Raw genomic sequence first — 23,773 nt, 5'->3', positions numbered from 1 at the left:
GTCTTTCCTCTCACGCTTTCGCGGTGCGCTTGCGGGTCTTCTTGGCCTGGGAGGTGGTGGGTTCCGGCTTGGGGCGGCCCGCCAGCCATTCGTGATGGGCGCGACCGAGTTCGGTGACGGGCGCGTCGCCGTACAACCACTCCCGGGCGATCCGATGCCAGTTCCCGGTGGCCTCCAACTGCCCCAGCATGCCGAAGGTCAGGAAGTCCGCGCGCCGCGAGAACAGATGCTCCGGCGGCAGATTCTGCTGCTTCATCTCCGAGAACTCGCTCGCCCGCGGATCCACCGCCAGCACGAAAGCGCCGGAAGCGAGTTCCGGCGTAATGGTCAGATCCTGGTCGATGAGCGCCCATTCACAGGCGGCGAGCACGTACTCCAGGCATTCCTCGGGCGTGATCTCGTCCTCGTCGTCGATCACCCCGCGCTGAATCATCAGGTCCCGCAGGTCTTCCGCGCGTTCCTCGGCCGCCGCCCGGATACAGGTGGCCTCGAACTGCACGTGCTCGGGATCCATCAGGTTGTAGAGCCCGAAGTCCAGGAACGCCACCCGCCCGTCCGCGCCCAGCAGCAGATTGCCCGGATGCGGATCGCCGCAGAACTCGTTGAAGGTGAAGAGCGAGCCCACGTAGAACCGGTAGATGATCTCGCCGATCCGGTCCCGCTCCGCCGCCGGCAGCTGCCGGATCTCCTCGAAACCCTTGCCGGGGAAGTACTCGCTCACCAGCACCCGCTGCGTGGACAGCTCCGGCATGGTGTCCGGCACGAAGATGAACGGATGCCCCGCGAACACCTTGGCGATGCGCGCCTGGGTGGTCGCCTCGGCGACGTAGTCCAGTTCGCTCTCCAGGTTCAGCCGCAGCTCGTCCAGCACCGCCGGGGTCACCCACGGCATGGCCGACTGCAGGATGCGCCGGAACATGGCCAGGTTCTTCAGATCCGCGCGCACCGCGGCATCGACGCCCGGGTACTGCACCTTCACCGCGACCACCCGCCCGTCGTGCAGCGTGGCCCGGTACACCTGCCCGATGGAGGCGGCGGCGATCGGCTCGGATTCGAATTCGGCGAACACCTCGGAAAGCGGCTTGCCGTAATCCTCTTCGATGACCGCGGCCATGGTCTCGAACGAGACGCTCGGCGCGCTGTCGCGCAGCACGGCCAGCCGGCGCTGGAAGCGTTCGCGATGCTCCGGCGGCACCAGATCCAGATCCAGCACCGAGAGCATCTGCCCGAGCTTCATGGCGACGCCCTTCATGGTGCCCAGCACCATGACCATCTGCTCGGTGGAACGAATGATGGATTCCTCGGCCATCCGGGCGCGCACCGCCTCGGATCTGCCGCGCATGGAACGTCGGGTCTTCTGCGCCCGGATGGCATTGCCGGCCACGGCCATGCCCAGTTTGGTCCCCCGCGCGAGCCTGGAAGTAGGCAGCTCTTTCGCCATCAGTGACCCTCCATTGGAGCCAACACCCCCGTTGGTGCTTGGCCGCCTCCCCGCGACTTTAGCGCCCGGCGGGGTGCCGTCGCCTGTCCTGCATGCGTGCCCACGGTGGGAGACAAACCGATTTTGGGCGTACCCGGGGAGTTACCCCGAATCTTGCGAGATCAGTTGTCGCGTACCCAGGCTAGTCAATGTTCTCCGGGTCCGGCAGCGTGTGCTGCTTGGAGTTGAACCACGCGCGGTCGCCGCCCGCCCGGACCATGCCCTCGACGGCGCTCCACGCCATCATGGTCAGGTAGTCCAGCATCTCCTCGACGGACATGGTGCGGTTGGAGATCCACCAGTCGGTGGCCAATTGCACGCCGCCGACGAGCACGTACGCCCACAGCATCGCGCCTTCGGTCTGCACGCCGCGGTCGAAGGCCTTGTCGATGATGACCGCCGACACCACCTGCGCGAACAGCTTCTCGAAATCCGCGAGGGTGGAGGTGTCGGTGGAGGAACCGTTGCCCATGATGAAGCGGTAGACGTCGGTGTCCTCGTCGACCGTGTGCACATAGGCGGCCAAAGTATTGCGGACCAGCTGATATTCGTCGAGATCGTCGCTGATGGCCTCGTAGATGCGCGGCATCAGCGTGGTCTCGATGAACCGTTCCATGGTGGCGCGGGTCAGATCCTGCTTGTCCGAGAAATACCGGTACAGGACCGTTTTGGAGACGCCGATCTCGGCGGCGATCTCGTCCATGCCCGCGTCGCCCCCGCGTTTGCGGATCGCGGCGAGGGTGCCGTCCACCAGTTCTTCCCGGCGGTCGATCTTGTGCTGCTGCCAGCGGCGCTTGCGGCCGTCCACCCGACCGCCGGTACCGCGGGTGCCTCCGGCGGCGTCGATGGCGGCGCTCACGGTGCCCTTCGTAGTCGACAGGGTGGACTCCTCGTTCGCGGGTTGTGCTGGGCCTATTCAGCTTAAGCCTCGCATGCGTCCGCTGGTCGCCGATCGGGACCGGCCCGGTGGCCGGGAACTTGTCGGAGAAACCAGCAGAATGGAGCTTATGGAGCAACCTGCCGGCAGTGCCGGGGTACTCGAAGCGAAGACGACGAAACCGGTCACCACCTCCGGCGGGGCGTTTGCCGACCTGCTGGACGAAGAGGGCAAGAAGCGCGAACTGTGGCGGATGAAGGCCATCGCCACCGGCTTCCTCGCGACGGCGACCCTCATCTACCTGTTCTGCGCGTGGTATCAATCGCGCGGGAACGGCGGCGAATGGGTGGGTTATCTCAAGGCCGCATCGGAAGCGGGCATGGTCGGCGCACTCGCAGACTGGTTCGCGGTCACCGCGCTGTTCCGCCATCCGCTCGGTATCCCCATTCCGCACACCGCCATCATCCGTAAGAAGAAAGATCAAGTAGGCGAGGGCCTGGGCGATTTCGTACGGACCAATTTCCTCTCCCCGGACGCGGTGGCGGCGAAATTGAATTCCGCGCAGATCTCCTTCCGGCTGGGCCGCTGGATGGCCGATCCGGAGCACGCCGCGCGGGTGTCGGACGAGAGTTCCACCCTGCTGCGCGCGGTCGTCGGGGCGCTGCGGGACGAGGACGTCGAGCAGGTCATCGACCAGACCATCGTCAAGCGCATCGCCGAACCGCTGTGGGGGCCGCCGATCGGCAAGGTGCTCAACGAGCTCATCGCCGACAACCGCCAGGCGCCGCTGCTGGATCTGCTGGCCGAGCGCGCGCACCAGTGGGCCCTGGATTCGCAGGAGACCCTCGATCGCATCGTGAATCGCGACGCGCCCTCCTGGGCCCCGAAATTCGTGAATTCGCTGCTGGCCGAACGCATTTATCGCGAGCTGGTGGAATTCACCTGGAAGGTGCGGACGCAGCCCGATCACGAAGTGCGATTGGCGGCGAATCGTTTCCTGGAGGATTTCGCGCACGATCTGCAATTCGACGACGCGATGATCAAGAAGGCCGAGAAGATCAAGACCGAGCTCATGGGCCGGCAGGAGATCACCGGTATGGCGCACGCCACCTGGCGCGCCGGCAAGCGGATGATCCTGGAATCGGCCGACGATCCGAACTCCACGCTGCGCCGCAAGGTCGCCGAGAACGTGCAGCAGCTGGGCGAGCGCCTCTCGACAGATCCGGAGATGCGCGACAAGGTGGACGGGTGGCTGGAGCGCGGCGTCCGGTATCTCGTCGCCAACTACGGCGCCGAGTTCGCGACGCTGGTCAGCGACACCGTTGCCCGGTGGGACGCGGACGAGGCCAGTCGCAAGATCGAATTGGCGGCCGGCAAGGATCTGCAATTCATTCGCATCAATGGCACGGTGGTGGGTTCCCTGGCGGGCCTCGCGATCTACGCCATTTCACATTTGCTGTTCAATGGCTGATCGATTGTCCAAAATGGCTCGCGGGCGTGGCGCCGGGCGTTAGCCGTAATGGTGCTAACAGACTGCTTGCAAGAGTTAGCACCCCGTTCTAGAATTGGCCCTACAACCGCCGGAAGGTGAGTGATGACACACGACCCCGAGGTTCCCGAACCGAACGACGGCACGGAGACGTCCGCCGCCGAAGATCGGTCGGGCCGCGTAGCCAGCGCGGCTCACGACATCGGGGGCTTCATCCGGGCGCAACGCGAAGCCGCTCAGGTCTCGCTGCGCCAGCTCGCCGCGCTGGCGGGGGTGAGCAACCCGTATCTCAGTCAGATCGAGAGAGGGCTGCGCAACCCGTCCGCCGAGGTACTCGCGCAGATCGCCAAGGGTCTGCGGGTCTCCTCGGAGGTCTTGTACATGCGGGCCGGGTACCTCGAGCAGAGGCCGCACGGTCCGGTCCGGGACGCCCTGCTGAACGACGACGGTCTCACCGAACGTCAGAAGCAGGTGCTGCTGGACATCTACGAATCGTTTCGCCGCGAGAACCAGGCGAACGAGAACGAAGGGGACGCGACGGACCACCAAGGGGGCGTTCCCGGGGGGATCCAGGGCAGCGATGCCCTGAGGGACAACGAGGTTCCGCACCGCACGACCGAAGTTCCGCCACGCCAGGAGAACGAAACATCATGACCGAACCCAAGATCAGCACCGCCACCGTGACCAAGCCGATCTACGCCACCGTGGGTGCGGGCGACGCCGTGTACGCCGCCGTCCTCGACGCCTACGCGCAGCTCAAGGATCGCGCCGCCGCCGTCGACGTGAGCGGCCGCGTGGAAGAGGCCCGCGAGCGCTTCGCCAACCTGCCGGCCGACGCCCAGGGCCAGTTCGAGACCCTGCGCCAGCGCGTGCAGGCGCTGCCGTCCGAGCTCCCCGAGGACCTCGCCGAGCTGCGCGAGAAGGCCACCCCGGAAGAGCTGCGCAAGCTGGTCGACCAGTACTACCACCAGCTGCTGGACCTGTACGCCGATCTGGCCGCCCGCGGCGAGGAGGCGGTCGACAAGCTGCGCACCAACCCGGCTTTCGAGGAGCGCATCGGCCAGGCCGAGAGCTTCTACAACGACCTGGTCGCGCAGACCCAGGACGTGTTCGGCAAGGTCTCCGAGCAGGTGTCGCCGCTGCTGGGCCGCGCCAAGGAGGAGACCGAGGCGGTCGTCGAGACCGTCGACGCCGAGGTCGTGGGCGTGACCACCGAGGCCGAGCCGGCCGAGGCTCCCGTGAAGGCCGCGCCGGCCAAGAAGGCTCCGGCCAAGAAGGCCCCCGCGAAGAAGGCTGCTCCGGCCGCCAAGAAGTAACGCGATTCGTTCGCCCGAAGCCCCCGTGTACAGCTGGTACCCGGGGGCTTCGCTCGTATGATGGGGCAGGTGAACGCGATTCCGGATTTCATTCTGTGGGTGCTGCAACTAGGTGCGCTGGCCATGACGGTGTTCGCGCTGGTGCACGCCATCCGGCAGCGGCCGGACGCCTTCACCGCCGTGGACAAGCTCACCAAGCCGGTCTGGATCGGCATCCTGTCCGCCGCGCTGATCGGGCTGCTGCTGGCCCGGACGCCGGTCGGCATTCTCGGCATCGCGGCGATCATCGCGACCGGTGTATATCTCGCCGATGTGCGGCCCAAGGTGGACGAGATCCAGCGGGGTCCGCGCTGGTAGTCGCGCCCTTTCCAGGCTTTCGGCCGTCACCCGTTCGGGTGGCGGCCGAATTTTTTTGGTGCTTGCTCTAGCTAGCACGGTGTGCGCAGGGTTACTGTATCGAGGAGTAACACAAAGGAGTGTCCCCATGCGCGCAATGCTGCGTAACCATCGGGCCGACCTGCGGACCCGGACCTACGGCAATGCGGACCTGAACCCGCCCGCCGGGCCCTACGAGGTCATCCCGGTGACCGCCACCGACGGAGCCCGCCTGCGGGTGCACTCCTACGGCCCCGCCGATGGCGATGTCATCGTGCTGGTGCACGGCTGGACCTGCTGCCTCGAATACTGGAATCCCCAGATCAATGCCTTCGCCGGTGAATACCGTGTGGTCGCCTACGACGTGCGCGGGCACGGCGAGAGCGACCTCGGCACCGCGCCGCTCACCACCGACCAGCTCGCCGACGACCTCTCGGCCGTGCTGGACGCCGCGCTGAGGCCGGGGCAGAAGGCCGTGCTGGTCGGACACAGCCTGGGCGGCATGACCATTCAGGGCTGGGCCGGGCGCTATCCGGAGCAGGTCGGGCGGCGCACGCACGCGGTGCTGCTGACCAATACCGCCGCCGGGAATCTCATCGCCGAGACCACCGTGGTGCCGTTCTTCAATCGCGGCCTGACCAAGCTGCCCTTCGTGCTGGGCCTGCTCGGTTTGAGCGCTCCCGTGCTGTTCCCGCCGGTCGCGCCGATGAAGTGGGTCTTCCGGCGGCAGATCATGAGCCTGAACTCGGTCGGCGATATCGCCGATTTCGGCCTGAACATCGTGCGGTCCTGCCCGGCGCGGGTGCGCGGCAAGTTCGGCACCCTGCTGTCCTACCTGGATGTGGGCCGGGGCGCGGCGAACCTGACCGTGCCGACCACCGTCATCGCCGGATCGCTGGATGACATGACGCCCGTGGTCCATTCGGAGCGGATCGTCGAAATGCTCACCGCGACCGGCAGTCTGGACGGTTATCGAATCCTGTCGACCGGCCATCTCGGCAATGTCGAGGCCTATGCGGAGTTCAACGGCGAACTCGCGCGGATTGCCAAGGCGGCGTTCGGGATTGCGACGGCGGTGGGGGCCTGAGCGGGTGGGGTTTCCCACCCCTTGGGGTCCTTATCCGGGGCATGAATCCGCCCCAAACTGTGTTGTAGGTAACAGAAGTCCCCTGGTCCGAGCGCAAAAAACAGGAATGCCATTGCGGCGGAACGGGTATCCCGGAAAGGCGGGCCGCAATGCGGCAGGATCGAAAAATCTTGCCGCTTGCTCTAGCAAGCACTACTGCTAGCGCGGTAGTGTGGCCTGGAACACAAAGGAGTGCTCATGCTGGTAAAGCTGCCTGAGGCGGGCGCCGACAGGCTGACCGCCCCCTTCCGAACCGCACTGCGGTCCCGCACCTACGCGACCGAGTCGTTCAATACCCCGGAACCGGACGCGGTCATTCCCGTCACCACCCCCGATGGCGCGCGACTGCGGGTGCACGCCTACGGTCCCGCCGACGGCGAGGTCATCGTCCTCGTGCACGGCTGGTCCTGCGCCATCGAATACTGGAATCCCCAGATCAATGCCTTCGCCGGCGAATACCGCGTGGTCGCCTACGATCAGCGCGGCCACGGCGAATCCACCATGGGCAGCCGGGCTTTCGGCTCCGAACAGCTCGCCGACGACTTCGTCGCGGTGCTGGACGCGGTGCTGCGCCCGGGCCAGCGGGCGGTGCTCGCCGGGCACAGCATGGGCGGCATGACCATCCAGGCGTGGGCCAAGCACTACCCGGAGCAGGTCGCCCGGCGCGCCTCCGCGGTGCTGCTGGCCACCACCGCCGCCCGCGAGATCCCGGGCCGCGCCACGGTCATCCCGTTCCTCAATGACGTGGTGCCCGCGCCGGATTGGGTCGCCAAGGTCATGTTCGGCACCCCGCTCCCGCTGCCCGGCGGCCGCGCGGTGCACATGGTCGCCAAGAGCCGCCTGATGACCAGGACCGCCACCGCCGACCAGGTCGCCTTCGGCACCTCGATCGTCCGCTCCTGCCGCCCGTCGGCGCGTGCGGCCGTGGCCCGCGGCCTGCTGCGGCTGGACCTGCACGGCGCCGCCGCGAACCTCACGGTGCCGACCACGGTCATCGCCGGTTCGTCGGATCGCCTGCTGCCGGAACTGCATTCGCGCGAGATCGCCGACACCCTCGCGGCCGCCGGCTACCTGGATCGCTACACCATCCTGCCCACCGGGCACCTGGTGAACATCGAGGCCGAGCAGGCCTTCAACAGCGAGCTGCACCGCGTGATCCGCTCGGGCCGTCGCGGCAACGTCGCCGTCGCGGGCTGATCGAAAAGATCACGGCCGCAAGAAGAACGCCCCTTCCGCACTCCGGTGCGGAAGGGGCGTTCGGCTTTTCGAGGCTCGTCAGTCGAAAACGACGGTGCGGCGGCCGTGTACGAGCACGCGGCCTTCCAGATGCCAGCGCAGCCCGCGCGCCAGCACCACACGCTCGATATCGCGGCCCTGGCGCACCATGTCGTGCACGGTGTCCGCGTGATCGATCCGGGTGACGTCCTGCTCCAGGATCGGCCCCGCGTCCAGTTCGGCGGTCACGTAGTGGCAGGTCGCGCCGATCAGCTTCACCCCGCGCGCGAACGCCTGGTGGTACGGCCGCGCGCCGACGAAGGACGGCAGGAAGCTGTGATGGATATTGATGGCCTTCCCGGCCCAGTGCTCGCACAGCGATTCCGGCAGCACCTGCATGAACCGCGCCAGCACCACCGCGTGCGGATCGTGCGCGTCCACCAGCTCCCGCACCTGCTCGAACGCCGGGCCGCGCTCGGCCGGATCCTTCGGGAACGGCACGTAGTGGAACTTGATCCCGTGCGCCTCGGTCATCGCCGCCAGGTCCGGGTGATTGCCGATCACGGCCTCGATGGTGGCGGGCAGTTCACCCGACGCCGCCCGGCCCAGCAGATCGTGCAGGCAGTGCCCGTCCTTGCTGACCAGCAGCACCGCCCGGCGCTTGGCCCCGGTGTCGTGCACCTGCCATTCGGTGTCCGGTCCCAGCTCGGCCGCCACCGCGGTGAACCGGTCGCGCAGCTCCTCCAGCGAGAACGGCACGGTCGCCGCCTTGATCGCCTGCCGGGTGAAGAACCAGCCGGTGTCCAGGTCGGAGTGGTATCCGGCCTCGACGATCGAGCCCCCGAAGTCGGCAATGAACGAGGTGATGCGGGCGATGATGCCGGGACGGTCCGGACAGCCCAAGGTGAGCACGTAGCGGCGGTCATCGGGGGTGGAACTCATACCGGACATAGTCCCAGCCCCGATGTGCCGGCGAATTGCCGGGTCAGCTCCGCTACAGCTCGTAGAAGGGTTCGGCGTAGCGGAACTCGCCCTTGATCTCGGAGTCGTAGGCCGCCAGCGGGCGCACCTGGAAGTGCGAGGTCCAGTCGGCCTGGTCGGGGACCACGCCCAGCCGGATGCCCGGCACGAAGCCGAAGCGGGGGTAGTAATCGAGGCTGCCGAGCAGACCCACCAGGGGCTCGTCGAGGGCTTCGGCCGCGCCGAGCGCGGCGTGCATGAGCGCGGAGCCGACGCCCGCGCCCTGCTGGTCCGCGCGCACGCCGATGGGCCCGAGCGCCAGCACCGGGAACGGCCCGATGCCGGCCCGGGTGAGGCAGACGTGGCCCACCACCTGGTCCCGGAATTCGGCCACCATGGACAGTGTCGGCATCCACCCGGAGTGGTCGCGTAGCTGCCTGACCAGGCTCACTTCCGGCGGTTCGATGGCACCGGCCGCAGTCTCGCCGTTGGCGGCGGCGTACTGGCGGGCGAATGCGCTGCGGTGCACCGCGTCGATCGCGGCGGCGTCGCCGGTACGTTCACGACGGATCAGCACACTACGAGTGTGCGCGAGATCGGTGGCGGCTCGCAACGAAATTCGCCACGCATATGCCAAACTCGGTGCTCATGGCTGAGATTTCCCGCCGGGACGTGGCGGCGATGATCGATCACACCCTCCTCGCGCCGGAAGCGACCGCCGCGGATGTTTCGGCATTGATCGAGGAAGCGCGCGAGCTGGGGGTGCTCGCGATCTGCGTGTCGCCCTCGATGCTGCCGGTGCGCGCACCCGGGCTGGTGGTCGCGACCGTCGCGGGTTTCCCCTCCGGCAAACATCATTCGCTGGTGAAGGGCGCGGAGGCGCGGCTGGCGGTCGAACAGGGCGCCGCCGAGGTGGATATGGTCATCGATGTGGGCGCGGCGCGCGCGGGTGATTACAACGCGGTGCTGGGCGACATCATCGCGGTGCGCGAGGCGGTCGGGGATCGCGCGCTGCTCAAGGTGATCATCGAATCGGCGGCGCTGAGCGACGAGGCGATCGTGCAGACCTGTCTGGCCGCCGAGAAGGCCGGCGCCGATTTCGTGAAGACCTCCACGGGTTTTCACCCCGCGGGCGGAGCCAGCGCGCACGCGGTGCGGCTGATGGCGGAGACCGTCGGCGACCGGCTGGGCGTCAAGGCCAGCGGCGGTATCCGGGACGCGGCCGCGGCGGCGGCGATGATCGCGGCGGGCGCCACCCGATTGGGGCTCTCGCGCAGCCGCGAAGTGCTGGAAGGCTTTCCGGGCTGATCGGCGCGCACGGATGCGGCCCGCCAGGGTGCCTGGCGGGCCGTCATCGGCGAATCAGCAGCTGACCGTGGTGCTCTGGCCGTTCGCGGACTGCAGTTCGGTGCGCCCGCCTTCCAGGTGCACCTTCAGGCCGTCATTGGTGACCTCGACCTTGGTGGGCTTCATATCGAGCGGGTAGCTCTGCAGGCTCTCGGTCATGAGCTGCACGATGCCCGAGACCAGATCGGTGGGCAGGCCGAAGCCGAGCAGGGAGGCCTGGATGGTCTCCACCTCGACCTTGTCGCCGACGATCTTGGGCTTCACCTGCAGTTCGGCCAGCCCGCCGAGCACGGCGAAGTCCAGGGTGCCATTGGCCGGATCGCCCTTCGCGCCGGAAACCAAGCCGCCCATGGTCTTCACGATGCCGTCGGTGCTCCAGGTGACGTCGGCCGTCGAGCTGCCGATGGTGCCGCCGCCCTTGCCGTTGTCCTTGACCTCGATGTCGTTGAACTTAGCGTGCACGTCCATGCCCTGCGCGGGACCGAACTTGCTGTCCTCGCTGTCCACCGTCACCGACGACACCTTGTTGTCGAACATGGTGAGCAGCAGCGGTTTCCAGCCGAAGGACACGTCGATGCTGGTGCCCATCTCCTTCTCGAACTGCGAGCTGATGCAGTTCTCCATGGTGCGCCGGGTGTAGACCTCGCCGGCCGCCACGCCGCCGACCGCGAGCAGCGCCACCACCAGGGCGACGATGAGCACGGTGCGCCGCGTACGCCGCACTTTGCCCGAACCGCCTTCTCCGCCACCGACCTTCGTCGGCGGGGGAGTGCCGGGCGGGGGCGTGCCGCCCGGGCCCACCGGGTAGGCGCCGACCGGCTCGCCGAGCACCTGGGTGGAATGCGGTCCGGTGGTTCCGAATTCATCCGCGCCGAGCACCTGGGTCGGATTCGGTCCCGGCCCCGCCTCCGCGGGCTGCGGTGCGGTGAAGCCCGCGCCGAGCACTTCGGTGGGCTGCGATCCGGTGGTGCCGTAGGGCGCGCCGCTCTGCGGTCCGAGCACCTGCGTCGGCTGGGCATCGGGGTGCTGCGCGTCGAGTACCTGGGTGTGCTGCTCCTGCTCGGTGTCCCACCAGTTCTGTCCCGTGCCGCCGAGCGCCTCGGTGGGCGCGGCGTCGTTCGCGGGCTGCGGCGTCGCCCCCGGTCCGGGGGCGATCACTTCGGTTTCGCCACCGCCGTTTTCGGGCCCGCCGCCCGTACGTAGCGTCTTGTCGTCCGTGCCGGACGAGGCGCCGGTCTCCGGGCCGTGGGCGGTCGCGTCGTCCGAGGTGGGTTTCGAACTCATGGGCCCGATTGTTCCCGAGCTTTCTGTGCGAGTTCTGTGCTTCCGGTGAGGGTGTCGCGTCACCCCGGCCGATTGTGACATAACACACAGGAGGCTGGCGTAGCCTGATCGGTATGGCTGGGAAGCCCGCAGCGGAGCCGGACCCGGAGCACGGCTGGCAGGCGCTGCAAGAAGTGGCCGGGCAGCACGCGGGGTATTTCACCACCCGACAAGTGCTGCGCACCGGATGTGAAGCCCGGATCCGGGACGGTCTGCGCGACGGCAGCGTCATGCGCGCCGGGGTGGGACTGCTCCGGCTGTCGCAATGGCCGGACGGCCCGCTGGACGAGTACGCCATGTGGTCGGCCTGGTTCGACGGGGCCGCCGCCGTCTCCCATCACAGCGCCGCCGAACTGCACGGATTGGGCCGCCTGCGCCCGCGCTTCGTGCACATGTCCGCCCGCGTCGGCCGGTTTCCGCTGTCCCCCCGCCTGGTCGTGCTGCGCCGCGCATTCGCCCGCAACGAGGTCGAATCCGCCGGCACCTTTCTCGTCACCACCCCGCTGCGCACCGTCCTCGATCTCGCGGAGGCGGGCATCGGGCAGGCCGCCCTGGACGAGGTGGTGGCCGACGCGGTGGCCATCCACCGTTGCGCGCGCGCCGAAATCCGTTCCGCCAGTACCGCGCTGCCCCCGCAGACGGCGGCCCGGCTGCATCGCGCCCTGACCCGGGCCTGAAGACGTCCCCGGTGGTGAGACTGCACAGCGAGGTTTCGAGTTTTGCGAGGGCCGGTTTCGTGGCAGGGTGCTGATCATGGGGACCGTCGGTGATGGCATGTGGGACCTGGTTTTTCCGCCCGGACCGCCGGATCGGGTTTCCGATATGGTCACCGCCGCCGTGGTGGCGGACGCGGTGCGGGAGTTCGACGCGGACCTCGCGCAGTCGGTGGAGACGTGCCGGGATTGGCGGCATCGGCATCATCGGTTGTTCCGGAACATGACGGCGCTGGCGGTCAGCCGGCCGGAGGCGTCGCTCGGAATCGCGCGGGCCGGCCTGGCGTCGGCGCGGACCATGCTGCGGTTCGCTTCCGGGCGGGCGGTGACATCGCTGGATTCGATCGATGCCGACGCGCTCGAGTCGGAGGCGGAATCCGCCGCGGGCCTGCTGGATACCGGGGAGGTGCGCGGCGAGGCCGAACCGGTGCCGCGGCTGGAGATCCCGTGGCGCGGGCGGCTGCTCGCCCAGGACGAACTGCGGGCGCAATTGGCGGTCTGGGAGCGGCGCGGCATCGTCGAGCCTGGCTTCGCGGCGGCGATCGAGCAGGTGATCGATCACCCGGAATGGTTGCGGCTACCGGGTTTCCGGCTGATCGCACTCGGCGCGGGAGCCGAACTGGGCCCGGTCCGCCCCTTGCTGGCCTGGGGCGCGGAGGTGATCGCCGTGGATCGCCCCGGCCGGAGCCGCTGGCATCGCCTGCGCACTCACGCCCGAGCGGGCGCGGGCCGGATGACCTTTCCCGTCACCGCCGCCGGTCCCGGCGCGGATATCGCGAGAAGCCTTCCCGCCCTGCTCCATTGGCTTTCCCACTCGCCGGACCTTCGCCCGGTGCTCGGCATGTACGCGGGTCTCCCCGGCGCGGCCGCCCTGCGGGTAGCCGCCGCCTCCGACGTCCTCGCCGAAGCCCTGCTCCGCCGCCACCCCGGCACCGCCCTGGCCGCCCTGGGTTCCCCCACCGACTGCTACGCCGTCCCCGAACAGGTCGTCACCGCCGCCCGCCGCCACTTCACCGAACGCGGATTGCGCGGCGCCGCACAGGATCTCCTGCACCGCCTGGCCCCCAGCTCCGTCTACAGCCCCAACTACACCAACCCGGTCACCGACATCGCGGGCGCCCAATGGGGCCTCTTCGACAACCTCCCGGTCCTCTCCGGCGCCGACTACGCCCTCGCCCACCGCCTCCCCCGCTGGCGCGCCGTCCTCGCCCAGGACTCCGCCGTCACCGTCTCCTACACGGTCGCCCCGCCCGCCTGGACCGCCGCCGTCCGCGAAACCGCCTGGCGCAGAGCGGCCTACCGCGCCGTCTCCGCCTTCGGCGTGGAGGTCTTCGACCCCGCCACCGCCCGTACGCTCCTGGCGGCCAAACTCGTAGCCGATCTGCACACCCCACCCGAACCCCCGCCCGCGAACCCCGAAGCCCTGTTCGCCCTCGGCGCCGCCCACGGCGGCCTCTGGCGCCAGCCCTTCGCCCCCCGCTCCCTCCTGGCCCCCGCCGCCCTCTCCGGCAGCGTCCAAGAAGCCCGAGACCGAGCCCGCGCCCTCCTCACCCGCGCAATCGAATCGACCACCCCCACTTCATGATCAGTGGCACATGAGCGCGGCAACACGCCGAAGAACCCCCTCGCCCATGTGCCACTCGACCCCGCATCCCACGTGGTCTCGAATTCCCGCTATCCCGGTTATCTCGATGTCAGCCGGTGGCTTCGGAAGACGGCAGCGGCGCGACCGCGGCCCACGGCACGGTGAGCTGATTGTCACGCAGTCGGCGGCGCTGTGGGCGGAGCGGAAAGCCCTGCTCCCGCAACAGGTTCGCGGCATGCCGCCAGCGGACGCGGGGGCCGTACGGGGCGAGGGGCGCGGCGTGGGACCAGGCGCGGTCGGCGGCGGTCAGCAGGGCGTGGACGGGTTCGCCGGGGATATTGCGGTGGATCAGGGCTTTCGGTAGTCGCTCGGCGATGTCCGAGGGCGTTTCGACGGTGAAGGGGTCCCAGGCGAGGGTCAGGGACAGCGGGCCCGATCGGTCGAGGAGGATCCAGGCGCAGCGGCGGCCGAGTTCGTCGCAGGTGCCGTCGAGGAGGAGGCCGTCGGGGGCGAGGCCGGAGAGGATGGTGGACCAGGCGTCGGGGACGGCGGATTCCGGGTATTGGCGCAGGACGTTGAAGGCGCGCACCAGGGTTGGGCGGTGGCCGGCGAGTTCGAAACCGCCACGGGCGAATTCGACGCCGTCGCGGCCGGGGACCACGCGGTCGGGGTCGATCTCCAGGCCCACTACGCGCAGGTCCGGGCGGACCGTGCGCAGTCGCCCCGCCATTTCCAGGGTGGTGACGGGGCTGGCGCCGTAGCCGAGGTCGACCACGAGTGGATCGGCGGCATTCAGCAAGCGCTGAGTTACCAAGGGATCGTGCATCATCCACCGGTCCCCGCGCCGCAGGCGGTTGATTCCGGTGGTACCGCGGGTGATCGTCCCGATCGGCTTGTTCAGCCGACGGGATGCTGCTGATCCAGCCAGAGCTTCGTCACCTCGGCTTCGGCGCGGAACAGGTCGATCAGGTTCACCAGCATGACCTGTTCGAGCTTGCGCCCGAAGAACGGAATGGTCACCGTGGCCTTGGAAGAGGTGCGCAGGGTGCACCCGGTCTCGGTGGGGAACAGGCGCATGGTGCCGCCCAGGGTGCCGGGCCCACCGGGGATCTCGGCGGTGTATTCGCCGGTCACCTCGGGTCCGAAGGGGCCGTAGCTTTCCCGGCGGGTGATCACCATGTCCTTGTGCATGACCAATTGCGCCATCTCCGGCAGCTTCTCGCGCGGCAGCACGTGCCGCGTCTCGATCTCGATGCCGTGCTCGCCGGCCTCCAGGCTGACGATGTCGTTGGGCGAGTGTTTCCGCATTTCCTCGATGCGCGCGTCCCAGTGGTCGCGGTTCATCAACGCCGCGTACACCTCTTGCGTGGTGTGCAGCGGATAGCGTGCGGAGTAGTCGAGTCGGCGGGGCACGATCGCTCAGGTTACTGCCGGGAAGCCCCCGTCAGTGCGAACTCAGCCAATTGTCGGTGAACTCGGCTTCGCGCTCCAGCAGTTCGGTCAGGTGCTGCTGGATGGCGGCCTCGATCTTCTTGCCGAAGAGCGGGATCTTCACGTCGATCGACGCGTCCACCACGAAGGTCGAACCGGTGCCGTCGTCGGTGACGGTCAGCGTGCCGTTCACGTTCGCGGGCGCGCCGTCCACATGCGCCTCGACGGTGCCGCCGTTGCCGTGCCAGGTCTCGATACGCGGAATGATCAGGCCCTCGGGCTTGATCGCGGTGATCTGCGCGGGCAGATCGTCGGGCGAGATGGCCTGCACCATTTCCACCCGCACGTTGTCGCCGCTGATGGAGATGTTGTCGATGCGCGCGCCCGGGCCGCCGACCGCTTCGATGCGGTCTTTCCAGTACTGCTCGTCGGCGAACGCCGCACGCACCGCGGCCATGGGATGGGTCGAGTGCGCGGTGAAGGCCAGAGGTGTCGCCATGGTGGGACAGGCTACCGTCTGTGGTCGTGCGTACTTCTCGGGTGGTGGCGTTCGACGAACTGCGAGACCTGCTGGCGGCGACCGGGGCGCGGCTGCGCGAGTCGGTGCCGCTGGCGGAACTGACCACGCTGCGGGTCGGCGGTCCCGCCGTGGTGGCCGATTGCGAGACCACCGAGGCGCTGGTCGCGACGGTTCGCGCACTGGACGCGGCCGGAATTCCGCTGCTGCTCATCGCCGGTGGCTCGAATCTGCTCATCGCCGACACCGGTTTCGAAGGCGTGGTGGTGCGGATCGCCACCGAGGGCGTCGGCATCGTCACCGCGGGCGGCTCCGAGGAGGACGAGGACGAGGTGTTCGTGGTCGCGGAGGCGGGCGCGAACTGGGACGCGGTGGTGGCCGAGACGGTGGCCGCCGGTTTCGGCGGCCTCGAATGCCTGTCCGGTATTCCCGGTTCCGCGGGGGCCACGCCGGTCCAGAACGTGGGCGCGTACGGCGTGGAGGTGGCGAGTTTGCTGCGCCGCGTGCGTTTGCTGGACCGGGCGACGGGGGAGACCCGCTGGGCCGAGCCGGAGGAGCTCGGATTCGGTTACCGCACTTCGGTTCTCAAGCACAGTACCGCCGCCGTCGTGCTGGCCGTGGAATTCGCGCTGCGCGCGGACGGCTCCAGCGCACCGCTCGGCTATCGCGAACTGGCCAATGTCCTGGGCGCCCAGGAGGGGGAATCCCGGCCCGCCGCCGCGGTCCGCGCCGAGGTGCTGCGCCTGCGCGCGAGCAAGGGCATGGTGCTCGATTCCGAGGATCACGACACCTGGTCCGCGGGGTCCTTCTTCACCAATCCGATCGTTCCCGACTCCCGGGTACCGGCCGTGCTGGCGGCGATCGCCACACATGCCGGCCCCGATGTGGCCGTCCCCACCTGGCCCGCCGACGGCGGCGTGAAGTTCTCCGCCGGCTGGCTCATCGAGCGCGCCGGCTTCGCCAAGGGCTACCCCGGCGCGAACGCCCCCGCCCGGCTGTCCACCAAACACACCCTGGCCCTGACCAATCGGGGCGGCGCCACCGCCGCCGATCTCGCGGCCCTCGCCCGCACCGTTCGCCAGGGGGTTGCCGACCGCTTCGGGATCACCTTGGAACCCGAGCCCGTGACCGTGGGTGTGCCCCTGTAATTGGTGTCCTGGACCACTTCCGCACAGACCGGGGGACCTGGTTTGCCGGGGTAAGGTCGAGGAAGTGAGCAATCGACAAGTGTCTCGGCGGTCGGCCGCCGTAGTGGCGGCGCTGTTGGCCGTGGTCGCGCTGGTAGCCGGGTGCACCTCCGACAAGTCGGGTGGTTCGGCCAAGGAAGCCGAACCCGCCGCCAAGGTCACCGTGAGTCCCGGCAATGGAACCGCCGACGTCGACCCCAAGGCGGCGGTCAGCGTCTCCGTGACGGGCGGCCGCATCGACCAGGTGGCGCTCACCAATCCCAATGGCAAGCAGGTGGCCGGTGAATTCACCCCGGACCACAGCAAGTTCACCGTGACCGAGCCGCTCGGCTACGGCGTCACCTACACCTGGAACGGCACCGCCACCGGCACCGACGGCAAGCCGGTCGCCATCGACGCCAAGTTCAGCACGGTCACCCCGAAGAGCGTGGCGACGGCGACCATCAATATCGGCGACGGCCAGGAGGTCGGCATCGCGGCGCCGATCATCCTGCAGTTCAAGGGCCATGTGAGCGACAAGGCCGCGGTCGAACGCGCGCTGTCGGTCACCACCACCCCGAACAACGAGGGCTCCTGGGCCTGGCTGCCCGACGACAACGGCGGCTCCCGCGCGCACTACCGGACCAAGGAGTACTGGCAGCCCGGCACCAAGGTGCAGGTGGCGGCCAAGCTGTACGGCCTGAATCTGGGCGACGGCGTGTACGGCGACTCCGACATCACCTCCGATTTCACCATCGGCCGTTCGCAGATCGTGAAGGCCAACGCGCCCAGCCATCGCATGCAGGTGGTGCGGGACGGTCAGGTCGTCTTCGATTTCCCGGTTTCGTACGGCGAGGGCAACGAGGATCGCAATGTGACCCGCTCCGGCGTGCACGTGGTGACCGAGAAGTACCAGGACTTCATGATGTCCAATCCGCCGTACTACACGAATGTGCGTGAGCGCTGGGCGGTGCGGATCTCCAACAACGGCGAGTTCATTCACGCCAACCCGATGTCCTCGGCGGCGCAGGGCAATACGAACGTCACCAACGGCTGCATCAACCTCAGCGACGGCGACGCCCAGTCCTACTTCCCGACCGCGCTCTACGGCGATCCGGTGGAGGTGACCGGCACCCGCATCAACCTGTCGGCCGCCGACGGCGATCTCTACGACTGGACCATCGACTGGAACACCTGGAAGAGCATGTCCGCGCTGCAGGGCGATCCGTCCCCGGTGGTCTCCGCCACCCCGGTCCCGCCGCAGGCGCCGGGCGGCACCCGCTGATCGCCGCACCGTAAGGCCGCGCCTCGCCGCCGAGCGGACCGCCGGATTCCGGGTTATGTTTCTCCCGGAGCTGGCTTCGGTGGTGAGGAGGCCCGGTGGCGAGTGGGGCGGCAACGGCTGCAACGGGATTCACGCGGGCGCGGCGCGGGTTCGCGCGGCCGCTGAGCCGGGCCGAGCGCTGGTTCTGGGTGATCGACGCGATCTCGCCCGCCAATTGCGTTGCGCGGGTGCGGGTGCACGGGGTGCTCACGCCGGAACGGCTGGAAGCGGCCGCGGACACCCTGGTCTCGGAATATCCCGTGCTGCAGGCGGCCGTGCGCGGCCCCGCCGACGATCCGTGGCTGGCCTCGCTGGCCGAGCCGGTGATTCCGGTGCGGCGCATCGCATCCGATGATCCGCAGGCCTGGCAGCATGAGATCGAAGCCGAGCTGGCCCGGCCGTTCGACGTGCGAGCGGGTTTGTCGCGCATTGCCGTGGTCGACGGCCGGGACGCCGCGGCGGGGGAGTTTCACGACGTCATCCTCACCGTGTCGCGCATCATCGGCGATGGTCGTTCGTCGCTGGCGGCCCTGCGCGAACTGATCGAAGCCGCGGCCGGCGCGCCGCCGCGCACGCCGCGCATTCCCATCCCGCCCGCGAACGAACTGATCCGGATTCCGCCGCGCGGTTTCTGGCGCTGCCTGTTCACCAAACCGCACGGCCGGACCCGGATCGTGTACCGGGTGCTGGACGCGCAGCGGCTGGCCACACTGGCCGCGGACTGCCATCGCGCGGGCGTCACCGTGCACAGTGCGCTGGTCGACGCGGTGGACGGCCGGGTCACCTGGAACACCTCGGTGATCGATCCGGGACGGGTCGAAATGCCGGAACAGGCCGGGACCGCGCGACTTTCGGGCGTCGCGCTCGCCGCGTCGAACTCCGGCACCGGCGCGCTCACCGTCACCGTCACCGCGGCACACGGTGAGCTGCGCCTCGGATTCTGTTATGCGGAAGGCGTTTTGACCGCGGCGCAGGCCGCGGCGTTCGCCGACCACACCATGGCCAAGCTGCTCGAACCGCGTTAGCGTCCGGCCCGCGCCATTCGATCGGCCAGCAGCGCCCGCAGCAGGGCGCGATCGGGCTTGCTGGTGCGCCCGCTCACCGGAATCTCCGCGACCGTCACGATGTCGTCCGGCAGCGCGGAAATATCGATGAGCGCGGGCAATTCGCGGCGCAGCCGGGCTTCGACATCGCCGCTCCCGGGCTCCGGCACCACGGCCAGCACGATGCGCTCGTCCCCGACCTGATCCGGCAGCCCGACCATGACGGCCTGCCGCACCCCGGCCACCGCGCCGATGGCCGGTTCGTACAGGCCCGGATAGATATTGGTCTTGCCGCGGATCATCATGTCCTTCTTGCGGCCCAGCAGCACCAGTTCGTCGCCGTCGAAGCGCGCGAAATCACCGGTGGCGATCTCGGTCAGCGGCGGCTCGCCGAGATAGCCGCGGCACAGGTTCGGCCCGGACAGGATGAGTTCCCCGTCCCCGGCGACATGCGCGGTGATGCCGTCGACCGGTGCGCCGATCAGATCGCCCGATCCGGTGTAGCCGAGCTTCGCCGCCCCCGAAGTGATTGCCACGGGCAGGATTTCGGTCATGCCGTAGATGGCGAGGAACTCGCAGCCCGGCAGGGCCGCGGTGGCGCGCCGCAAGAGGTTGGCGGTGACCGGCGCCCCGCCGAGCGAGATTTCGCGCAGCCGTCCCGGCGCGCGCAATCGCCCGGATTCCACAGCTGTGAGAACTGTGGATAGATCCGCCGGGGTGAAGAACGCGTGCGTGGCCGGTTCGAGCTGCCGGGTGAAGCGCAGCGGATCGATATGCGTGCCGAAGCGCGGATAGCGGGGCATGGACCAGCGCGCGCCCGCCATGAGCGCGGGCAGGCCGATCATCAATTGCTCGGTGTGCAGATGCGCGCCCCGCGCGACGCTACTGCGCCCCGCCACCGCCGCCAGCCCCGCGCCGAGCGAACCACGGGTGTGCACCACGGCTTTGGGGGCGGCGGTGGTGCCGGAGGTGAAGACGATGAGCGCTTCGGCCGCCGGATCGGCTGCCGCGGGTCCGGCCGCCGGCTGCGCGTCGGGCATGAAGCCCGGCGAGATCCACTCGTGCGGCAGCGGATCCGGGTGGGCCGGGCGGCCGGGAATCCACCCGCCGGGTGGATCGGCAGGTGCGGTGCCGGTCGTCGGTGCGGCGGCGGGCGAACTCGGCCCGAGCAGCCACTGTGCCGGGATGGAACCCTTGGGCGTGCCCGGCAGCCTCGGGCCGCTGTGGATATGGTGCACCGGCAGTTTCGCGAATTCGGGCAGCGACAGGCCGAGCCGCCGCCCCGCGCCCTGCAACGGTCCGCCGAGGGCATACAGCAGCGATTCCGTTGCCGCCCAGCCCGGTCGCGCCAGCTCGATGCGCCGCGCGAACAGTTCCGGTCCGACGCCGGGATCCACGAATACGATGGTGCCGCCCGCCGCGATGGTCCCGAGGATCAGCACCACCGCGTCCGGGCACGGCCGGATGGAGAACAGCATCCGGTCGCCGGGCCGGAATCCGCTCCGGTGCAGGCGATTCGCCACTCCGTCGATGCGATCGGCGAGCTGTGCGTAGGTCAACGCCGGCTGCCCGACGATCCCGAGCGCCGCCGCCAGCGGCTGTTCCCGCCCGCGCTCGCGCAGCAGTTCGATGAAGTCCTTGTCGCTCAACGGATATCGACCACTTCCGGCTTGTATCGATGGTCGGCGTACCACTCCAAGGTCCGCCGCACCCCCCATGCCCGCACTCGCCGATTCGACCCGTACACCCGCACATCCCGCCGCAATCCGTAGTCGGTGGTGAGCATACGCACCGCGTTCACCAGCGCCCGATCCTCGTGCAGCTCCTCGATCGCGGTGCGCGGGAATCCGCCTGCGGCTTCGTACAATTCGGCCGTGATCGCCATATTGCACCCCGGGGTCATCACATACGGCCCGAGATAACGCGGATCCTGATTCCCCGGCCGGAACTTCCCGAACGTGGACGCCAACTCCAGCGCCACCCGGATGATCGTCCGATCCACCCACCGCACGCCCTCATCGGTGCGCGGCAGCAACTGCCCGCTGACCAGCCGCAGCCCGGAATCGAAAGCGGCGTGTATCCGTTCGGTCCAATCGGGTGCGGGCAGGCAGTCGGCGTCGGTTCGAGCCAGCCGCACCGCCCCGGCGGCGATCGCGTGCCGCATACCGGTGTCGGCCGCCGCCCCGGTGCCCTTCCGCGATTCCACGACGACCTCGATCCGCGGCACCGGATGCTGGAGCGCGAACTCCCGCACCACTTTCGCGGTCCGATCGGTCGACTCGTTGTCCACCACGATCACCGTGAAATCGCGATCCCGCTGTGCCGCCAGCGCTTGCAGCGTCGCGGTAATGCCGTGTTCCTCGTTGTAGGCGGGCACGACGACCCAAAGCTTGCTCATGCCTTCACCTGCCGGCGGTGGGCCGTGGTGCGGTCCCAGCCGACCGGTTCGCCGGGGAGCAGCGCGTCCGGCCGCGGGTTGGGCCGGCCGGCGAGAACCTGCTCATGTCCTGCTCCCTTCGATACCCGACCGTGGCGCCGGCTTGTTCACCCGGTCGCGGGCAGGCGATAGGTGATGGCGGCGGCGGATGGTCCCGCGCCCGCCGCGACGAACAATGCCACGGCGAAGCGTTCGAGGCGACCGCTGTCGCGGGCCGCCAGGTAGGCGACGGGCAGCGCGGAGGTGCGGGCGTCGCGGGGAAAGCTCGTGCCGACCTCGGCTCCCGCCCGGTCGTCGAGGCAGCGGTCGTCGTCCGTGGCGATCGCGTCGGGCGCGATCCCGAGGCGGGCGGCGAGCAGCCGGGGGAATTCGGGGGTGGGCCGCCCGCACAGCAGGAACACCCGGGCGGGGTCGGCGCCGGCTACTTCGAGCGCTTCGGTGGCGGCGCTCTCGGCGTGATGCAGCAATTCCCCGGTGGCGGTGCCGGAGCGGTCGACGGTAATGGATTCGCGGCCGGGGCTGCCCGGCTCGGTTAGTCGGACGAAGCCGGTCGCGGCGGGGCGGCCGTCGGTGGCGCTGATGTGCAGGGCGCCGAATCCGATTGGCGCACTCGTCTTTTCGAGCACCAGCGCGGCCCCGACCGGCTTGCTCGGGGAGCCGGGTTCCGGATGCGCGTCACCCGCCACCACGACGACCCGCGCGACCGTCGGCGCCGCCAGCAGCGCCTGGCTGACCTGAATCGCGTTGAGCACCCCGACGGCCCCGTTCATCAGGTCGAACGTCAGGCACGGCGTCGCCCCGCCGCGGTATTCGAGGCCGATGCCGGCGGCCTGCTGAATCAGCGCGGACCCGGCCGGTTCCACCAGGTGCGCATCGCGGTACACGCCGGTATTGATGAGCGCGTCCACCGCTTCGGGTGTACCGCCCGCCGCCGCGACGGCCCGCTTGGTGGCGGCCACGGCCTGGTCGATGGAGCTGCCGCCGCCGGTTTCCACCGCTACGGCCGAAATGATGATTGCCATACTGATCACACCCGAAGCTCGCCGAGAGTCACCGCCGGCGATCCGGAGACGCGGCCGCCGTCGGTGCTTTCGAACCGGACGCTATCCGTTGTCACCGGCGCGCATCGGCGAAAACCGCGAAATTCGAGGTGAATGCGGCGCTCCCAATTTCCCTGCGGGATGGCCGAATTGCGGAGTCAGCCGCGGCGCGCGAAACGCCCCGCTTCGGCCTGATCCCGCGGCTTCACCACGATGGTGTCCAGATTGACGTGCGGCGGCCGCGACGCCACGAATCCCACGATTTCGGCGATATCCTGCGCGACCAGCGGATCGATGCCCTTGTACACATTCGCGGCCCGCTCGGCATCGCCGTCGAAACGCACCAGCGAAAACTCGGTTTCCACCGCGCCCGGGGCGATTTCGGTCAAACGCACCGGCTGTCCGAGCAGTTCACCGCGCAGCGTGCGGTGCAATACCGCCTGCGCGTGCTTGGCGGTGGTGTAACCGGAACCATTGTCATAGGCCGTGAACGCCGCCACCGAGGTAATGGTGACGATGAGCCCGTCGCCGGATTCGATGAGCTTGGGCAGCAATGCCTTCGTCATACGCAGCGTGCCCAGCACATTGGTTTCCCACATCCAGCGCCAATCGTCCAGATCGGCCTCGGCCACGGTCGCCAAACCCTTTGCGCCACCGGCATTGTTGACCAGCACATTGCACTGCCCGACCGCGTCGGTGAAGGCCCGCACCGATTCCTCGTCGGTCACGTCCAGCGCCAGTGCCGTCCCGCCGATCTCGGCCGCCAGCGCTTCCAGCCGCTCGACCCGGCGCGCGCCCACATAGACGTGATAGCCCTGCTTGGCGAGTTCACGGGCGGTGGCTTCCCCGATGCCCGAGCTGGCTCCGGTGACGACGGCGGTACGAGTGCTCATGCTGTGTCCTTTCGCGCATGAACGGAGCCCTGCGTGGTTACGCTGCGCTGCCTCCTCCGGGCTTGACCGTTCATACGCAGAGCTTAGGCACGGCATACCGGATCGGCGTCGCGGGT

At 68.9% G+C, this 23,773-nt stretch carries 24 protein-coding genes; 12 read left to right on the top strand and 12 right to left on the bottom strand.

The genetic code is table 11. The features are described 5' to 3' along the window. Window positions 1–10: 10 nt before the first annotated feature. Window positions 11–1,441 carry an ABC1 kinase family protein gene (locus LTV02_RS24885; RefSeq protein WP_233034197.1) on the bottom strand — a complete coding sequence of 477 codons (1,431 nt, stop codon included), beginning with the start codon at window positions 1,439–1,441 and terminating at the stop codon, window positions 11–13. Between the two features lie 181 nt (window positions 1,442–1,622). Continuing rightward, window positions 1,623–2,339, bottom strand: a complete 717-nt coding sequence (locus LTV02_RS24880; protein ID WP_233034195.1) for a TetR/AcrR family transcriptional regulator — start codon at window positions 2,337–2,339, stop codon at window positions 1,623–1,625. Window positions 2,340–2,487: 148 nt separating this feature from the next. Between LTV02_RS24880 and LTV02_RS24875 the strand changes: the two genes are divergently transcribed. The 6 genes from LTV02_RS24875 to LTV02_RS24850 all read left to right on the top strand — a co-directional run bounded on the left by LTV02_RS24875 (window position 2,488) and on the right by LTV02_RS24850 (window position 7,860). Continuing rightward, on the top strand, window positions 2,488–3,828 hold the full coding sequence (locus tag LTV02_RS24875; protein ID WP_408639259.1) for a DUF445 domain-containing protein: 1,341 nt from the start codon (window positions 2,488–2,490) through the stop codon (window positions 3,826–3,828). A 123-nt stretch (window positions 3,829–3,951) separates the two neighbouring features. Beyond that, a complete protein-coding gene (locus tag LTV02_RS24870) occupies window positions 3,952–4,500 on the top strand; it encodes a helix-turn-helix domain-containing protein (RefSeq protein WP_067716744.1) in 549 nt (182 codons plus the stop codon). Beyond that, complete coding sequence (locus tag LTV02_RS24865) at window positions 4,497–5,162, top strand: heparin-binding hemagglutinin (protein WP_233034186.1); 666 nt, start codon at window positions 4,497–4,499, stop codon at window positions 5,160–5,162. Before LTV02_RS24870 ends, LTV02_RS24865 begins: the two co-directional genes overlap by 4 nt. A gap of 60 nt (window positions 5,163–5,222) precedes the next feature. Then, entirely contained in the window at window positions 5,223–5,519 is a 297-nt protein-coding gene (locus tag LTV02_RS24860; protein WP_233034184.1) for a DUF2516 family protein, read from the top strand. 127 nt (window positions 5,520–5,646) lie between these two features. Continuing rightward, window positions 5,647–6,624, top strand: coding sequence for an alpha/beta fold hydrolase (locus LTV02_RS24855; RefSeq protein WP_233034182.1), 978 nt, complete (start codon window positions 5,647–5,649; stop codon window positions 6,622–6,624). Window positions 6,625–6,861: 237 nt separating this feature from the next. Then, entirely contained in the window at window positions 6,862–7,860 is a 999-nt protein-coding gene (locus LTV02_RS24850; protein ID WP_233034180.1) for an alpha/beta fold hydrolase, read from the top strand. A 78-nt stretch (window positions 7,861–7,938) separates the two neighbouring features. Here the strand turns inward: LTV02_RS24850 and purU are convergent, their stop codons facing one another. Both purU and LTV02_RS24840 read right to left on the bottom strand, forming a co-directional pair. After that, window positions 7,939–8,829 carry a formyltetrahydrofolate deformylase gene (gene purU, locus LTV02_RS24845; protein WP_067716733.1) on the bottom strand — a complete coding sequence of 297 codons (891 nt, stop codon included), beginning with the start codon at window positions 8,827–8,829 and terminating at the stop codon, window positions 7,939–7,941. 43 nt (window positions 8,830–8,872) lie between these two features. Next, window positions 8,873–9,415 (bottom strand): GNAT family N-acetyltransferase, encoded by a 543-nt coding sequence (locus LTV02_RS24840; RefSeq protein ID WP_067716730.1) that lies wholly within the window; start codon window positions 9,413–9,415, stop codon window positions 8,873–8,875. Between the two features lie 71 nt (window positions 9,416–9,486). Here LTV02_RS24840 and deoC point away from each other — a divergent pair, with 71 nt between their 5' ends. Continuing rightward, the gene (gene deoC / locus LTV02_RS24835; RefSeq protein ID WP_174567212.1) at window positions 9,487–10,146 is read left to right on the top strand and encodes a deoxyribose-phosphate aldolase; all 660 of its coding nucleotides are present in this window, start codon (window positions 9,487–9,489) and stop codon (window positions 10,144–10,146) included. 54 nt (window positions 10,147–10,200) lie between these two features. Here deoC and LTV02_RS24830 read toward each other — a convergent pair whose 3' ends face one another. Next, complete coding sequence (locus tag LTV02_RS24830; protein WP_233034179.1) at window positions 10,201–11,469, bottom strand: LmeA family phospholipid-binding protein; 1,269 nt, start codon at window positions 11,467–11,469, stop codon at window positions 10,201–10,203. Window positions 11,470–11,582: 113 nt separating this feature from the next. Between LTV02_RS24830 and LTV02_RS24825 the strand changes: the two genes are divergently transcribed. Beyond that, complete coding sequence (locus LTV02_RS24825; RefSeq protein WP_233034177.1) at window positions 11,583–12,185, top strand: hypothetical protein; 603 nt, start codon at window positions 11,583–11,585, stop codon at window positions 12,183–12,185. Window positions 12,186–12,261: 76 nt separating this feature from the next. Beyond that, complete coding sequence (locus tag LTV02_RS24820) at window positions 12,262–13,806, top strand: hypothetical protein (protein ID WP_233034175.1); 1,545 nt, start codon at window positions 12,262–12,264, stop codon at window positions 13,804–13,806. Window positions 13,807–13,915: 109 nt separating this feature from the next. On the opposite strand, the gene LTV02_RS24815 is transcribed toward LTV02_RS24820, so the two are convergent. The 3 genes from LTV02_RS24815 to LTV02_RS24805 all read right to left on the bottom strand — a co-directional run bounded on the left by LTV02_RS24815 (window position 13,916) and on the right by LTV02_RS24805 (window position 15,736). Continuing rightward, a complete protein-coding gene (locus LTV02_RS24815; RefSeq protein WP_233034173.1) occupies window positions 13,916–14,635 on the bottom strand; it encodes a class I SAM-dependent methyltransferase in 720 nt (239 codons plus the stop codon). A gap of 68 nt (window positions 14,636–14,703) precedes the next feature. Continuing rightward, window positions 14,704–15,219 (bottom strand): DUF2505 domain-containing protein, encoded by a 516-nt coding sequence (locus LTV02_RS24810; protein ID WP_233034171.1) that lies wholly within the window; start codon window positions 15,217–15,219, stop codon window positions 14,704–14,706. A gap of 31 nt (window positions 15,220–15,250) precedes the next feature. Next, a complete protein-coding gene (locus LTV02_RS24805) occupies window positions 15,251–15,736 on the bottom strand; it encodes a DUF2505 domain-containing protein (RefSeq protein WP_067716715.1) in 486 nt (161 codons plus the stop codon). Between the two features lie 92 nt (window positions 15,737–15,828). Here LTV02_RS24805 and LTV02_RS24800 point away from each other — a divergent pair, with 92 nt between their 5' ends. The 3 genes from LTV02_RS24800 to LTV02_RS24790 all read left to right on the top strand — a co-directional run bounded on the left by LTV02_RS24800 (window position 15,829) and on the right by LTV02_RS24790 (window position 19,269). After that, a complete protein-coding gene (locus LTV02_RS24800) occupies window positions 15,829–16,902 on the top strand; it encodes a UDP-N-acetylmuramate dehydrogenase (protein WP_233041696.1) in 1,074 nt (357 codons plus the stop codon). A 64-nt stretch (window positions 16,903–16,966) separates the two neighbouring features. Continuing rightward, a complete protein-coding gene (locus LTV02_RS24795) occupies window positions 16,967–18,205 on the top strand; it encodes a L,D-transpeptidase (protein WP_233034170.1) in 1,239 nt (412 codons plus the stop codon). Window positions 18,206–18,300: 95 nt separating this feature from the next. After that, the gene (locus LTV02_RS24790; RefSeq protein WP_233034168.1) at window positions 18,301–19,269 is read left to right on the top strand and encodes a hypothetical protein; all 969 of its coding nucleotides are present in this window, start codon (window positions 18,301–18,303) and stop codon (window positions 19,267–19,269) included. Here LTV02_RS24790 and LTV02_RS24785 read toward each other — a convergent pair. The 4 genes from LTV02_RS24785 to LTV02_RS24770 form a co-directional block, all read right to left on the bottom strand. Beyond that, complete coding sequence (locus LTV02_RS24785) at window positions 19,266–20,936, bottom strand: class I adenylate-forming enzyme family protein (protein ID WP_233034166.1); 1,671 nt, start codon at window positions 20,934–20,936, stop codon at window positions 19,266–19,268. The two genes, LTV02_RS24790 and LTV02_RS24785, sit on opposite strands and share 4 nt — an antisense overlap. Then, window positions 20,933–21,685 (bottom strand): glycosyltransferase family 2 protein, encoded by a 753-nt coding sequence (locus LTV02_RS24780; protein ID WP_233034164.1) that lies wholly within the window; start codon window positions 21,683–21,685, stop codon window positions 20,933–20,935. The genes LTV02_RS24785 and LTV02_RS24780 overlap by 4 nt, the downstream gene beginning before the upstream one ends. Window positions 21,686–21,831: 146 nt before the next feature. After that, on the bottom strand, window positions 21,832–22,746 hold the full coding sequence (locus LTV02_RS24775) for a beta-ketoacyl-[acyl-carrier-protein] synthase family protein (RefSeq protein WP_233034162.1): 915 nt from the start codon (window positions 22,744–22,746) through the stop codon (window positions 21,832–21,834). A gap of 176 nt (window positions 22,747–22,922) precedes the next feature. Next, window positions 22,923–23,657: an SDR family NAD(P)-dependent oxidoreductase gene (locus tag LTV02_RS24770; protein WP_067716702.1), complete on the bottom strand. Its 735-nt coding sequence runs from the start codon at window positions 23,655–23,657 to the stop codon at window positions 22,923–22,925. Between the last annotated feature and the right edge of the window lie 116 nt (window positions 23,658–23,773).

Source organism: Nocardia yamanashiensis (assembly GCF_021183565.1).
Taxonomy (GTDB): Bacteria; Actinomycetota; Actinomycetes; order Mycobacteriales; family Mycobacteriaceae; genus Nocardia; species Nocardia yamanashiensis.
This window is presented reverse-complemented; position numbering and strand designations above follow the sequence as displayed.